The following is a 13,727-nucleotide window of genomic DNA, read 5'->3' as shown; positions in this document are numbered from 1 at the left end:
ACCGGCCGCCCCGCGCCCGGTGCAGTCCCTCCCGCTCAGCCCTCGTGCGCCCGGCGGTGGGCCCTGGCCAGCTCCACGTAGCCCACCGCGTTGAACTTGATGCCCTCGAGCTCCTCCTCGGTCAGCTCCCGCTTGACCTTGGCGGGGACGCCCGCGACGAGCGAGCCCGGGGGCACCCGCATCCCCTGCGGGACCAGCGCCTGCGCCGCGATCAGCGAACCGGCCCCGATGTGGGCGCCGTTGAGGACGGTGGCGCCCATGCCGACCAGGACGTCGTCCTCGACGGTGCAGCCGTGCAGCACGGCGTTGTGCCCGACGGAGACGCGCTCGCCGACCGTGACCGGGAATCCCGGGTCGACGTGGACGCTGCAGTTGTCCTGGATGTTGCTGTCGGCGCCGATGACGATGGGGCCGCAGTCGGCCCGCAGCACGGCCTGGTACCAGACGCTGGAGCCCGCGGCCATCGTGACCTCGCCGATGACGACCGAGGTCGGCGCCGTGAAGGCGTCCGCGTCGATGTCCGGATCCTTGCCGCCCATTCCCGTGACCAACGCCCGCTCTGCCATCGCCCGTCCCTCCGTGCTCAGGTGTCGTGCGGCCGGGCCCGTACACTCCGGTCGGCCGGCCGCGGTCGTTCGACCGCTTCGGAGGAACGGTATGCGACGGCCGGGCGTCCACCGGCCGGTGGGGCGAACATCACAGGTCGTCGCGGGGATCGGGGCCGGCGCCGACGACTACCGTGTGCGGGTGCCGAAGAACAGGAACGCGTTCTCATCCCTTGCCGCCTGGCGGCGGCGCGCCCTGTCCGGGGCCGTCCACCGCGGCTGGCGATGGGTGCAGGAGGCGGGCGCGGTCACCGCGGAACATCCCGGCAGGCTGCGCTTCGGCCGGATCGGCCCCGGAACCCGGCTGGCCTTCCCGCAGGGCACGGTCTTCGGCGAACCGTGGATCGAACTCGGCGCGCACTGCATCATCGGCGAGCAGGTCACGCTGACGGCCGGCCTCATGCCCGACCTGGACCTCGGCCCCGACCCCATCCTGACCCTGGGGGACGGGGTCGTGCTCGGCCGGGGCAGCCACGTGGTCGCCGACACCACGGTGACCATCGGCCCGGACACGTACTGCGGACCGTACGTCTACATCACGTCCACGAACCACAGCTACGACGACCCCCACGAGCCGGTCGGCCGGCAATGGCCCCGCATGGAACCCGTTTCCATCGGACCCGGCTGCTGGATCGGCACCGGAGCGGTGATCCTCCCCGGCGCCAGACTCGGCCGCAACGTGGTGGTCGCCGCGGGAGCGGTGGTACGGGGCGAGGTGCCCGACCACGCGGTGGTGGCCGGTGCCCCCGCCCGCGTCGTGCGCAGCTGGGACCCGGAGAAGGGCTGGCAGCCGCCGCTGCGCACCCCGGCCCCGGTGCCGATCCCGACGGGGGTCACGCCCGAACAGCTGCTGGCCCTGGCGGAGCCGGGCGAGACCCCGGACCCGCCCGACGCCTGACGGGGCACGGGCCGCCCCGGCGGTCCCGCTTCCGCCCGTACGGTGAAAGGGGCCGCCGGAACCCGGGCTCAGCCGGGCGAGTGGCAGAGCGCCCGGGCCCGCGCGCCGCTGCGGTGCGAGGACAGCCAACGGGTCGCGAAGTCCACGGCGTGGTCGAGCCGGAAGAGCCTGCTCGTCGCCGAACCCACCGTTCCGGTACGGACGCACGCCCCCGGGTCCGACCGGACGAAGTCGGCGCCCAGGGCCGCGAAGTCGCTGTCGTCCAGGGCGACGTCCTCGTACTCCCACCACTGGCGCCGCTCCCCGGCCGTCACCACGCAGCGGTAGGCGCGCCGGGGCGGGGCCGCTACCCGGTACTCGCCGAGGTGGAAGGCGGTGCAGGTGTCGAAACCGGTGCCCAGCATGAGCACATGGGCCCTCCGGTCGTAAAGACGGGCCAGCGGCGAGGCCTCGCCGAGGTGGCAGTCGGGGGAGTGACGCGCCATCAGACAAGGGGCCAGGGGGCCGAGCGCGGCGAAGGACGTCTGCGGATGGAGACTGCGCACCGCCCCGTCGGAGAGCCGCACGGCCTCCGGGAGGACCCCCATCGACGGGGCCGCCGACGTCGCCGGGTCGAAGGGCGGCATGCTCGCCCGCACCGCCTCCCGGGCCCGGTCCGTGAGGCCGCGCACCCGGGCGAGATAGTGCGGGGAGGTGTCGGAGTTCTCCGGTGTGAAGGCGGGTACCACGAGCGTGCCGTGGCTCCCGACCGCCTCCCGCAGGGCGTCGACCACCGCGCGGACGCCCCCGCTCACCGGGCCGACCGCGCGCATCGAGGAGTGCACCAGGAGGATGCCGTTGCGTTTCACGCCGAGTGCGGACAACTGGCCCGCCAGCCCGCTCCGGGCATGGGGGAGGGGTGGCGCGGTCGTAGTGCTCACAGTGGGCCATTCTCCCAGCCCCGGGCCGAACGTGATACCGGGCACATCCGGCCGGGTGAGGCGCCGCGGCCGGATTCCGGCCGTCGGTTTCAGGCCGGCAGGGCGGGGATCTCGATGGCGGGGCACCGGTCCATCACCATGTCGAGCCCGGCGGCGCGCGTCCGGTCGTACGCCTCCGGGTCGATCACGCCGAGCTGGAACCAGACGGCCCTGGCGCCCACCGCCACCGCCTCGTCGGCCACCGCGCCGGCCAGGTCGCTGTTGACGAAGACGTCCACCACGTCCACCGGGAACGGGATGTCGGCCAGCGAGGCGTACCCCTTCTCGCCGTGGACCGGCTCCGCCTTCGGATGCACCGGAACCACCCGTTTGCCGAAGCGCTGCAGCACCTCGGCCACGTGGTGGGCCGCGCGGGACCGGTTGTTGGACAGGCCGACCACCGCCCAGGTGTCGCCACCGTCGCGGAGAATCCTGCGGATCGTCTCTTCGTCTGCGTACATGACCCGGACAACGGGCGGCGGCCCCGGACCATTCCCCTCCGGGGCATAGGCTGGCCGGATGCAGGAGCAGTACCGGACAGTCGCCCGAGCGGGCGTGCACGAGACCGAGATCAACCGATCGCGCTTCATCTGCGCGCTCGCCCCCGCCGCCACCGAGCAGGAGGCCCAGGACTTCGTCGCACGCGTCCGCAAGGAACACCCCACCGCCACCCACAACTGCTTCGCCTACGTGATCGGCGCCGACGCCTCGGTGCAGAAGGCGAGCGACGACGGGGAGCCCGGCGGCACCGCCGGCGTACCCATGCTCCAGATGCTGACGCGCCGCGAGATGCGCTACGTCGTCGCCGTCGTCACCCGCTACTACGGCGGCGTCAAACTCGGCGCGGGCGGACTGATCAGGGCCTACGGGGGAGTGGTCGGCGAGGCCCTCGACGCACTCGGCACCATCACCCGCCGCCGGTTCCGCCTCGCCACGGTCACCGTCGGCCACCAGCGCGCGGGCAAGCTGGAGAACGACCTGCGCGCCACCGGCCGCAGCGTGCGCGAGGTCCGCTACACGGACGCCGTCGTCATCGAGATCGGGCTGCCGGACGCGGACGTCGAGGCGTTCCGCGGCTGGCTGGCCGACGTCACGGCGGGCGAGGCGGAACTCGAACTGGGCGGCGAGGCGTACGGCGACGCCTGAACCGGCACAGGGGGCATTCGGTCATACGGGATGAAAGGTCACGGAACGACCCCCTGTCGCAGGGCGGATCGATCTTCCCGCCCGACGGCACCGGTGGTGATGGAAGACTGTCGGAGGCGAAGCAAGGAGCCCCGTCGACGGGGTCGCCGACAGGGCACGGCGGTATCGCGGCCGACACGGGCCCGGGGGGCGAGGAAGGGAACGATGAAGGTCGGAGCCGGCTCTTGAGAATCCTGCACACGTCGGACTGGCACCTCGGACGGTCGTTCCACCGGGTATCCCTGATCGAGGCCCAGGCCGCTTTTCTGGACCACTTGGTGGCGACGGTGCACGCGTACGAGGTGGACGTCGTGCTCGTCGCGGGTGACGTGTACGACAGAGCCGTTCCGCCCCTGTCCGCGGTGGAACTCTTCGATGACGCGCTGCACCGCCTCGCCACCGCCGACGTGCCCACCGTGATGATCTCCGGGAACCACGACTCGGCCCGCAGGCTGGGCGTCGGCGCGGGACTGATCGAGCGGGCCGGAATCCACCTGCGCACCGACCCCGCCGACTGCGCCACCCCCCTCGTCCTGTCCGACCCGCACGGCGACGTCGCGTTCTACGGACTGCCCTACCTGGAACCCGCCCTGGTCAAGGACGTTCTCGGGGCCGGGCGCGCCGGGCACGAGGCGGTGCTCGGCGCGGCCATGGAACAGGTCCGCGCCGACCTCGCGACCCGCCCCGACGGCACCCGCTCCGTGGTCCTCGCCCACGCCTTCGTCGCGGGCGGCGAACCCAGCGACAGCGAACGCGACATCACCGTCGGCGGAGTGGCCGCCGTCCCCGCCGGCGTCTTCGACGGCGTCGACTACGTGGCACTCGGCCATCTGCACGGCTGCCAGACCGTCACCGAACGGGTCCGCTACTCGGGTTCGCCGCTCGCGTACTCCTTCTCCGAGGCCCACCACCGCAAGACCATGTGGCTGATCGACCTCGGCGCACCGGGCACGTTCGCCGCCGAACGCGTCGACCTCCCCGTGCCCCGCCCGCTCGCCCGGCTCCGGGGCCGCCTCGACGACCTCGTCGAGGACCCCGCGCTGGAGCGGCACCGGGAGTCCTGGATCGAGGCCACCCTCACCGACCCGACGCGCCCGGTCGAACCGATGGCCCGGCTCGCCGAGCGGTTCCCGCACACGCTCAGCCTCGTGTTCGAACCCGACCGGGCCCCCGAGGACCCGCTCGCCTCGTACGCACAGCGTCTCAAGGGGCGCGACGACCAGCAGATCGCGGAGGACTTCGTGGCACACGTGCGGGGCGGATCGGCGGCCGACGAACAGGAACGGACGGTGCTGCGCGGCGCCTTCGACCACGTACGGGTGGACGACGCGGTGCGCGAGGTGAACCGTTGAGACTCCACCGGCTCGCCATCACCGCCTTCGGGCCGTTCGGCACCACCCAGGACATCGACTTCGACGCGCTCTCCTCGGCCGGGCTCTTCCTGCTGCACGGGCCGACCGGCGCGGGGAAGACCTCGGTCCTCGACGCAGTCTGCTACGCCCTGTACGGCGCGGTGCCCGGGGCGAGACAGAGCCCCGGCACCTCCCTGCGCAGCGACCACGCCCCGGTGGACGTCGCCACCGAGGTCCGGCTGGAGCTGACCGTCGGCGGCAGACGCCTCGAGATCACCCGGCGCCCGGCCCAGCCCCGCCCCAAGCGGAAGGGCAGCGGCTTCACGACGGAGAAGGCACGGAGCGAGCTGCGGGAACACCGCCCGGACCGGGGCTGGCAGCCGCTCAGCCGCTCCCACCAGGAGATCGGCGAGGAGATCACCCAGCTCATCGGGATGAGCCGGGAACAGTTCTGCCAAGTGGTGCTCCTGCCGCAGGGCGACTTCGCACGCTTCCTGCGCGCCGACGCCGAGGCGCGCGGCAAACTGCTCGGCAGGCTCTTCGACACCCGCCGCTTCGCCGCCGTGGAGGAGCGCCTGGCGGAACTGCGCCGTACCGCCGAGGCCCAGGTCAGGGCCGGGGACGAACGCATCGTCGGGACGGCCCAACGGATCGCCCAGGCCGCCGGACCGGTCGCCGGGACGCCGCTCCCCGACACCCGGCCCGGAGAACCCGGCCTCGCCGACGGCGTCCTGGAATGGGCCGCGACGGCGCGCAGCGGCGCCCGCGAACGGCTCGACATCGCCGCGTCCGCCCTGACCATGGCCGACAGCCGACGGGCGGCCGCCCTGGAAGACCTCGACCGGGCCCGCGCACTCGCGGCACTCCAGCAGCGCCACGAGGAGACGCTGCGCCGCTCCGCCGCGCTCGAGGCCCGCCGTCCCGGCCACGAGGAGAACCGCGACCGGCTCGCCCGCGCCCGCAAGGCGGACCTCGTCGCCCCCGCCCTGGACCTGCGCGACGAGGCCGAGCGCGCGTACCAGGCGGCCCTGGCGGCCCGCGACCGTGCCCGCGCGCCGCTGCCGGCCACCCTGGCCGACGCCGGTGCCGAACAACTGGCGGAACTGGAAGGGCGGCTGAGACAGGAACTCGGCGGCCTCGAGGCCGCGCGCGGCGCCGAGCGGCGCAGCGCCGAGATCGACGTCGAGCGCGCCGGACTGGAACGCCAGGCCAGGGACGACGACGAGCTGATCCGCGAGGCGGACGGCTGGCTGGCCGGCTGGGAGGACGTCCGGGACGGCCTGCGGGCCCGCATCGAGGAGGCCCAGGAGGCCGCCACCCGGGCCGAACAGCTCGCCGGCCGCCTGGAGCCCGCCCGTGCGCGACTGGAGGCGGCCCGCCGCCGCGACGCGCTCGCCATCCGGGTGTCGGCCGCGGCCGAGCGGCTGGCCGGGGCCCGCGAACACGCCGCCCACGCCCACGAATCCTGGCTGGAGCTGCGCGAACGACGGCTGCGCGACATCGCGGCGGAACTCGCGGCGGAACTGGTGGACGGCGAGGACTGCAAGGTCTGCGGCTCGGCCGACCACCCCCGACCGGCCCGCGCCGCCGACGGGCACGTCGACCGGGCCACCGAGGAACGGGCCCTCGACGCGTACCGGCGCGCCGAGGAGGCGCGCACCGCGGCGGACCGGGAACTGGGCGTCGTACGCGAACAGCACGCGGCCGCGCGCCTGGCCGCCCGCACGGCGGAGCCCCGGCCGGAGGACGGGGCGAAGGACACCGGTCCGGCCGGGCAGCAACGGCCCGGGACCGCGCCGGAGCCCGTCGCCCCCGATCCCACCGCCTTCGATTCCGCCGTCGATCCCACAGCCCCCGAGTCCGTTGCCGTCGATCCCACCGTTTCCGAACTCGGCGCGTTCGTCGACCGGCTGACGCGCGATCACGCCGAGGCGCACCGCACCGCGGCCAGCACGCACGCGGCGCGCGAGGCCCTCGCGGCCGCCGAGCGGGAGCAGGCCGAACGGCTCGAGGACCGGCAGCGGGCCGAGCGCCGGGCCGCCGCCCGCACCTCGCTGCGGGAAGGACTGGACCGTGAACAGGCGGTGCTGGAGGCCGGGTTGGTGGCCGCCCGCGGCGAGTCCGGCAGCGTGGCCGAGCACGCCGCACTGCTGGAGCGCCGGATCGGCCTGCTCGCCGAGGCCGCCGCGGCGGTGCGCGCGGAGGAGGAGGCCGCACAGCGCCGCAAGGAGGCCGACGACCGGCTCGCGGACGCCGCGTTCCGGGCCGGTTTCGACACCCCGCGGGCCGCGGCGCTGAACCTGCTCGACGAGACCGCACAGCGCGAACTCCAGCGCCTCGTCGACGACTGGCAGTCCGAGGCGGCCGCCGTGGCCGACCGGCTCGCCGAGACGGACACCCGGGCCGCCGCGCAGCTCCCGCCGGCCGAGGTGGCCGCCGCGCAGGCCGCGTACGACACGGCCGAACGGCTGCTGCGGGACGCCTCCGCCGTGCTGGCCGCCGCGCGCGAGCGCTGCGCCGAACTCGGCCGGCTCTCGCGGGACGCCGAGCGGGAGGTGCGCGGACTCGGCCCGCTGCGCGAGGAGTACGACCGGGTGGCACGGCTGGCCGGGCTCACCGCCGGAACCTCCGCCGACAACGAACGCAAGATGCGGCTGGAGTCGTACGTGCTCGCCGCCCGGCTCGAACAGGTCGCCGCCGCGGCCACCGCCCGGTTGCAGCGCATGTCGTCCGGCCGGTACACACTGGTCCACTCCGACGCCCGCACCGGGGGCCGCAGGGCGGGCCTCGGACTGCACGTCGTCGACGCCTGGACCGGCCGGGAGCGCGACACGGCCACGCTCTCGGGCGGCGAGACGTTCTTCGCCTCGCTCGCCCTCGCGCTCGGCCTCGCCGACGTCGTCACCGACGAGGCGGGCGGCGTACGGCTGGACACCCTCTTCATCGACGAGGGCTTCGGCAGCCTGGACGACCAGACCCTCGACGAAGTGCTCGACGTACTGGACTCGTTGCGCGAGCGGGACCGCAGCGTCGGCATCGTCAGCCATGTCGCCGACCTGCGCCGCCGCATCCCCGCCCAGCTCGAGGTGGTGAAGGAACGGCACGGATCGGCGGTCCGGCACCGCACCGCCGATCCGCTCAGCGGCTGACGGGGCACCGGGGGAGCTTCAGATCCGGTTCGGTCGCGAGTCTCTCCCGGTGCCACGGCTCGCGCAGGACGTTGAACCAAGGAGTGTCCAGATCGCCGAAGGCATCGCCGCGCCACAGTGCAAGCGCTTGTGCGAACAGCACCGCAGCGTGGCTGTCGTCCGCGGCGCGGGCCTGCCCAACCAGGCCACGAAAGCGGTGCAGGTCCACGGCTGGCGAATCGACCGTGAGGACGTACGAGCCCGATTGCCGTGGGATGCGCACCTCCTCGGCCGCCGTGGCCAGGACCCGGCGCAGGCGGGACACATGGCTGTAGAGCGTGGCGTGGGCTCGTGGCGGAGGACGGTCCCCCACCCCCGGTCCACGATCCTGGCGGTCGGGACCGGAGCATCGGCATCGACCAGCAGCCCCGCCGGAACCGACCGCTGACGAACATGGCCCAGGTCAACCGCAGCACCATCGACACGTGCCTCGATGCCGCCGAACAGAATGAAGTCCACGGACCTCCTCTCCCCCCGGGGCGAAGACCCGATGTCGGGACAACGGGACCGGCCTGCGAATTCAAGGCCCTTCCAAGGTTTTTCCAACATGCGCCAACCAGTATCTCCAACGGCCGAAGGGCTGGGCATTCTCCCTGACGCTCCGAGAGCGTAGGGGAGGGGCTCCATCGCGAGATTCATCGGGAGAACGACCGAGAGAAGGAGTCCGACGTGTTCAAGACGATCGAAGAGCTGGGAAGCAAACTGCTGGAGCGGTTCGTACCCGGGGTCGACGCCGCGGCCGCGGCCCCCTGCTACAAGTGCTTCACCGGTTCGGGCTGCGACGACTGGAACAACCACTGGTGGGCGTACAGCGACAACTGCTCGACCGGCTGGGTGTTCATGTACTGCGACGACTGCCGCTGACCAGCGTGCAACCGACCTCGCTGATCCTCTGAGACCCGGGCCGCACACGGCGGCCCGGGCCGGGACCGGCCTTGGGAAAGGGTCCTCATGGTGGACGTAGTCGCTGCCGCCTGTGCTGTATGCCTCGTGGTGGTGTTCGCGGCGGCAGCGGTCGGCAAGGTGCGTACCGCTGCCGCGTTCTCGGGGTTCTGCCGATCGCTGAAGGCCATGGGCCTCGTCCCGGATGGCTGGGTACGCGTCTGCGGTGCGGCCGTGGTGATCAGCGAGGTGTCGGTTGTCCTGCTCCTGCTCGCAACGCCGCTGGGCGACTGGGCGGGATCAGCGGGTTTTGTTCTGGCCGCTTGTCTGTTGGCGGTCTTCACCATCGGCCTGGCGCGCGCCCTCACAGGGCGGCGCCAGGCCGTATGCCGGTGCTTCGGCGCTTCGGAGTACCCGCTCGGTGCCCGGCACATCGTGCGGAACATCGTGCTCTGGATGATCGCGCTCTGCGGCGTGGCGGCCCACTCGGCTGCGGGCCATCTCAGGCCGGCCGAGGCACTGCTGGCGGCATGCTCCGGCGTGTTGGTCGGAGCGCTGGCCGTCGTCTCCGACGACCTCGTCCAACTATTCCGTCCTATAAGACGCTAGGAGGCACAATGCCCGTCCTCGCCGGACTGGTCGTGCTCGTGGGGTTGCTCTGCGCACTTGACCTGGTCCTCACGGTGGGTGTCATCAAACGACTCCGGGAGCATTCCGAGCAAATCGCCCGCGTCGGCCGGGGCCCGGCATCCTCCATCACCAAGGGTGAGAGGGTGCACCCGTTCCGGACCGTCACAACCGAAGGTCAACAGCTGGACCAGGAACAGCTCGTGGACAACACGGCGGTCGCCTTCTTCACGCCCGACTGCAAGATGTGCCGGGAGACGATGCCCAAGTTCCTGGAGTACGCACGTGCCCTCCCCGGTGGGCGCCGGCAGGCCCTGGCAGTTGTGGTCGGTGAGGAGGACGAGACGGCCGCGTACGCCGCACAACTCGCCCCCGTGGCACAGGTGGTCGTCGAGGAGCGAGGTGGGCCGATGTCGCTGGCCTTCGCCGTCATTGGCTTTCCGGCGCTGCTCCAGGTCGCCCGCGACTCGAGGGGCACGCTCGTGGCGACCACCGACAACCTGGACCTCGGTCACGCCGGTGCTGCGGTCTCCAGTGCGGCATGAGTCCGCTTGAGGACTCCACAGATTCGGTGGAAGGTGCACGCAGATGCGCGTGACCGTACGACGCGCGGCGTCGGCATGTGCGTTGACATGCAGGGCAGCACCAGGCCCGGTGGCACTCTATGCCGGGTTCATGGTCGTCACCGGAATACTTCCGGTAGCTACCGCGTGGCTGACCAAACTGGTACTGGACCTTCTGACCACGGGCGCTTCGGCAGCCAAGCTGATCGCCGTGGCCACGGCGCTTGCCGGAGCCGCCGCCACCACCAGCATCGTGCCGCACCTGGTCCAGTACGTGCGCACGGAGATGGACCGCAGAGTGGCGCTACTCGCCCAGGAGCGGCTGTTCACGGCTGTCGGGAGTTTCGCCGGACTGCGCCGGTTCGAGGATCCGCGCTTTCTGGACCAGCTGCGCCTGGCAGACCAGGCCGGCCGAAGCACCCCGAGCCAGACCGTCATCAGCATGCTGCAAATCGTCCGGTTAGCCGTCACCGTTGTCGGATTCCTCGGCTCACTGCTCCTGCTCAGTCCGCTGATGGCCCTTCTCGTGTTGCTGGCCGGGGTGCCCATGCTGCTCGCCGAGCTCCGGCTGTCGCGGCACAGGGCGCACATGTTCTGGGCCGTCGGCCCCGCCGAACGGCGGGAAATCTTCTACAGCCAGCTGCTGACCGGGGTCGACTCCGCCAAGGAGGTACGGCTTTTCGGTATCGGTGCCTTCCTGCGAGGACGCATGTTGAGCGAGCGCCGTGCCACCGACGCCGCGAAGCGGAGCGTGGACAGGCGCACCGGCCTCGTGCAGACAGGACTAGGATTGCTGGCCGCGCTGGTGAGCGGTTCCGGCCTGATATGGGCGGTGGACGCCGCGCGCACCGGAGCCCTCTCGGTCGGCGGAGTGACCATGTTCGTCGCTGCAGTGGCAGGTGTTCAGAGTTCGCTGGTGGCGCTCATCGGCCAGGTCGCCGGCACGCACCAGGCTCTCCTCATGTTCGATCACTACATGACGGTGACCTCCGCAGGCCCCGACCTGCCGGTGCCCGCCGTGCCGCGTCCGGTCCCGACCCTGCGACACGGGATCGAACTGCGGGACGTCTGGTTCCGGTACTCGGACGAGCACCCCTGGGTACTGCGCGGCGTCGACCTCTTCATCCCCCATGGGACCGCCGTGGCGCTCGTCGGCCTCAACGGCGCGGGCAAATCCACATTGGTCAAGTTGATGTGCCGGTTCTACGACCCCACCCGTGGAGCGATCCTGTGGGACGGGGAGGACCTCCGCAACTTCGACCCTGCGGAGTTGCGCGAGCGCATTGGCGCGGTGTTTCAGGACTACATGCACTACGACATGACGGCCGCCGAGAACGTCGCCCTGGGTGATCTGGCGGCGCTCGGCGACCGCGACCGGCTCCAGGGGGCGGCTCGGCGCGCGGGGATCCACGACACACTCGAAGATCTGCCGCAGGGCTACGACACTCTGCTGTCCCGTCTTTTCTTCATGGAGTCGGACAAGGACGATCCGGAGACCGGAGTCGTGCTCTCTGGCGGGCAGTGGCAACGGCTCGCGCTGGCGCGAGCGTTCCTCCGCGACCAGCGCGATCTGCTGATCCTCGACGAACCGTCCGCCGGCTTGGACGCCGAGGCCGAGGCCGAGATCCACGCCGCGCTCCGAGAGCACCGCTGCGGGCGGACCAGCCTGCTCGTCTCGCATCGCCTGGGCGCTCTGCGGGACGCCGACTCGATCGTCGTACTCGCGGACGGCCGGGTCGTCGAACAGGGCGACCATGCCGCGCTGATGGCCGCCGAAGGCGCGTATGCCCGGCTCTTCCTGCTGCAGGCGTCCGGTTACCAGGACGAAGCGGACGCCCCGGTTGTCATGGGAGGACTGACGTGACCCACGAACCACCGACAATGGGAACGCCCGTCGGGGAACCTCGCACTTCCCTGCCCGCGCACGTCCTGGCGGCGCTGCCGGCAGGGGGCACAGCCGAGCCGCGGGCCCGCCCTCCGCGTCGGCCGTGGGTGGCCCGCACCGGAGTATGCGCGGGAACGGTCGCAGCGTGGGCCGGCGCACTCGTCCTTCTCCTTGCGGGGGCCGCCGGCCCGGCCCTGACCTGCGGACTGGCAGCCCTTGCCCTCACCGTGAGGAGCGTCGCCCCGGTGTGTCTCGGGCGCAGGGTGGTCGCGGTGACCGTGCACGGGGAGAGCATGCGCCCCACCTACCGTGACGGGGACCGAGTGCTCGTACGCCGGAGCCGCACGCCCAGGCCGGGGCAGGTTGTCGTCATCGAACGGCCTACGGCCGGTGCTCGCTGGAGCACTCCGCCGGTAAGGCGCACTGCTGGGGCCTCAGCCATCGCCGACCGTAGGTGGCTGATCAAGAGAGTGGTGGCCGTCGAGGGAGACCCGATACCTCGCGATCGTGTCCCTGGTATGGCCGACTCGGCGACGGGCCTGGTGCCGCCCGGGAGCTTGGTGCTGCTCGGCGACAACCCCGTCAACAGCCTGGACTCGCAGCTGGTGGGGTACTTTCCCGCCGAACGCGTTCTGGGCACCGTGTGGCGCTCTCTCCCACACTGACGTCCCGGTAGGTCATGCGCCTTGCCGAAGCCCTGCCGGGAGCCCGGACGCCGACCGGGTTCCCGGCCCGGTTCCAGCCCACCACGGAGCGGCCGAACGTGAGCGGCAACCCAGCCGTGCACGGTACTGTGCCGGCATCATCAGCCGGCTGGAAGCTGGGCAGCCCGCCCCTGACCTCGCCGCCGATCGGATCGGCCAGGCCGTGCACGGCATCATCAGGACCGCCCGGCCCGGCAGTGCCTGGCTCTGTGCGGCGAGTTACGGAGCCCGAAGGCGGGTCACGATCTTCTCCGCCGGCCCACACCGGCGGCGTAGGCGGCCCAGTCCTCGGCTGATGCCTGCTGCCACTGGACGGCGGCCTTGATGTGGACCCCGAGAATCGCGGCGGGGAATTCGGCCGCGAGGGTGAACAGCGCGGTGGAGCGGTCCTGTTTGGGCCGGATCCCGATCTTGCGGAGGCGAGCCCATCTGGCTGTCGGTGAGGGGGCACCCCGGATGCCCTCCTGGGAGCAGCCAGGGAACGTCGTCCGGGGTTCCGATCCTGGCCTTGCCGTAGCGGACGTTGAGCGTGTCGTAGCGACCGAACTGCCGAGCCTGCGGATTGCGCCCGAAGCCGACAACATCCAGCTTGGAGGTCTCCGTCCGGCGAAGGTCCCAACCGTGGACGACCTTGAAGAGGGTGGCGTCGTGGTAGGCGGCAAGGGCGCCCGTGCACTTGGACTTCACGGGGCGGACGACCCGGTCGTCGGCGTAGTCGAGGAACCGCTGCAGTTCCTCACGGGTGAAGGGCCTGGCCTCCGGGTCGCCCTCGTAGTCCTGGAGGTGGGGAAGGCGTTCCACTCGTGAGCGCTCGCCACCGGATGGGTGCCGAAGCCTTCTTCGCGAGCCGTCCCCCACCCGTAGCGGCCGTCGATGAGC

Annotated in this window: 14 protein-coding genes; 10 read left to right on the top strand and 4 right to left on the bottom strand. The window is 72.0% G+C overall.

What is annotated here, in order from left to right; genetic code table 11:
• Positions 1 to 35 precede the first annotated feature (35 nt).
• Positions 36 to 566: a gamma carbonic anhydrase family protein gene (locus tag OCT49_RS03715; protein WP_283850471.1), complete on the bottom strand. Its 531-nt coding sequence runs from the start codon at positions 564 to 566 to the stop codon at positions 36 to 38.
• 181 nt (positions 567 to 747) lie between these two features.
• On the opposite strand from OCT49_RS03715, the gene OCT49_RS03710 reads away from it, so the two are divergent.
• Positions 748 to 1,503, top strand: a complete 756-nt coding sequence (locus OCT49_RS03710; protein ID WP_283850470.1) for an acyltransferase — start codon at positions 748 to 750, stop codon at positions 1,501 to 1,503.
• Positions 1,504 to 1,571: 68 nt separating this feature from the next.
• Here the strand turns inward: OCT49_RS03710 and OCT49_RS03705 are convergent, their stop codons facing one another.
• Both OCT49_RS03705 and OCT49_RS03700 read right to left on the bottom strand, forming a co-directional pair.
• Positions 1,572 to 2,423 carry an AAC(3) family N-acetyltransferase gene (locus OCT49_RS03705; RefSeq protein ID WP_283850469.1) on the bottom strand — a complete coding sequence of 284 codons (852 nt, stop codon included), beginning with the start codon at positions 2,421 to 2,423 and terminating at the stop codon, positions 1,572 to 1,574.
• Positions 2,424 to 2,512: 89 nt separating this feature from the next.
• Positions 2,513 to 2,923, bottom strand: coding sequence for a CoA-binding protein (locus OCT49_RS03700; RefSeq protein WP_283850468.1), 411 nt, complete (start codon positions 2,921 to 2,923; stop codon positions 2,513 to 2,515).
• Between the two features lie 58 nt (positions 2,924 to 2,981).
• On the opposite strand from OCT49_RS03700, the gene OCT49_RS03695 reads away from it, so the two are divergent.
• The 3 genes from OCT49_RS03695 to OCT49_RS03685 all read left to right on the top strand — a co-directional run bounded on the left by OCT49_RS03695 (position 2,982) and on the right by OCT49_RS03685 (position 8,148).
• Positions 2,982 to 3,608 (top strand): YigZ family protein, encoded by a 627-nt coding sequence (locus OCT49_RS03695; protein WP_283850467.1) that lies wholly within the window; start codon positions 2,982 to 2,984, stop codon positions 3,606 to 3,608.
• 224 nt (positions 3,609 to 3,832) lie between these two features.
• Positions 3,833 to 4,999, top strand: a complete 1,167-nt coding sequence (locus OCT49_RS03690) for an exonuclease SbcCD subunit D (RefSeq protein ID WP_283850466.1) — start codon at positions 3,833 to 3,835, stop codon at positions 4,997 to 4,999.
• Complete coding sequence (locus OCT49_RS03685; protein ID WP_283850465.1) at positions 4,996 to 8,148, top strand: AAA family ATPase; 3,153 nt, start codon at positions 4,996 to 4,998, stop codon at positions 8,146 to 8,148. Before OCT49_RS03690 ends, OCT49_RS03685 begins: the two co-directional genes overlap by 4 nt.
• On the opposite strand, the gene OCT49_RS03680 is transcribed toward OCT49_RS03685, so the two are convergent.
• Positions 8,138 to 8,452: an AfsR/SARP family transcriptional regulator gene (locus OCT49_RS03680; protein ID WP_283850464.1), complete on the bottom strand. Its 315-nt coding sequence runs from the start codon at positions 8,450 to 8,452 to the stop codon at positions 8,138 to 8,140. The two genes, OCT49_RS03685 and OCT49_RS03680, sit on opposite strands and share 11 nt — an antisense overlap.
• Before the next feature lie 404 nt (positions 8,453 to 8,856).
• Here OCT49_RS03680 and OCT49_RS03675 point away from each other — a divergent pair, with 404 nt between their 5' ends.
• From OCT49_RS03675 to OCT49_RS03650, 6 genes are all read left to right on the top strand, one after another.
• Complete coding sequence (locus OCT49_RS03675) at positions 8,857 to 9,051, top strand: hypothetical protein (protein ID WP_283850463.1); 195 nt, start codon at positions 8,857 to 8,859, stop codon at positions 9,049 to 9,051.
• 87 nt (positions 9,052 to 9,138) lie between these two features.
• Positions 9,139 to 9,678 (top strand): MauE/DoxX family redox-associated membrane protein, encoded by a 540-nt coding sequence (locus OCT49_RS03670; protein ID WP_349632778.1) that lies wholly within the window; start codon positions 9,139 to 9,141, stop codon positions 9,676 to 9,678.
• Positions 9,679 to 9,686: 8 nt separating this feature from the next.
• Positions 9,687 to 10,241, top strand: coding sequence for a thioredoxin domain-containing protein (locus tag OCT49_RS03665; protein ID WP_283850461.1), 555 nt, complete (start codon positions 9,687 to 9,689; stop codon positions 10,239 to 10,241).
• Between the two features lie 130 nt (positions 10,242 to 10,371).
• The gene (locus OCT49_RS03660) at positions 10,372 to 12,123 is read left to right on the top strand and encodes an ABC transporter ATP-binding protein (protein WP_349632777.1); all 1,752 of its coding nucleotides are present in this window, start codon (positions 10,372 to 10,374) and stop codon (positions 12,121 to 12,123) included.
• Between the two features lie 17 nt (positions 12,124 to 12,140).
• Positions 12,141 to 12,809: a S26 family signal peptidase gene (locus OCT49_RS03655; protein ID WP_283855655.1), complete on the top strand. Its 669-nt coding sequence runs from the start codon at positions 12,141 to 12,143 to the stop codon at positions 12,807 to 12,809.
• A gap of 495 nt (positions 12,810 to 13,304) precedes the next feature.
• Positions 13,305 to 13,655, top strand: coding sequence for a hypothetical protein (locus tag OCT49_RS03650; protein ID WP_283850459.1), 351 nt, complete (start codon positions 13,305 to 13,307; stop codon positions 13,653 to 13,655).
• Positions 13,656 to 13,727 lie beyond the last annotated feature (72 nt).

Origin of the sequence: Streptomyces sp. ML-6 (assembly GCF_030116705.1) — a bacterium.
In the GTDB taxonomy this organism is placed as follows: Bacteria; Actinomycetota; Actinomycetes; order Streptomycetales; family Streptomycetaceae; genus Streptomyces.
The sequence above is the reverse complement of the archived record's forward strand: the minus strand, read 5'-3'. Positions and strand labels throughout refer to the sequence as shown.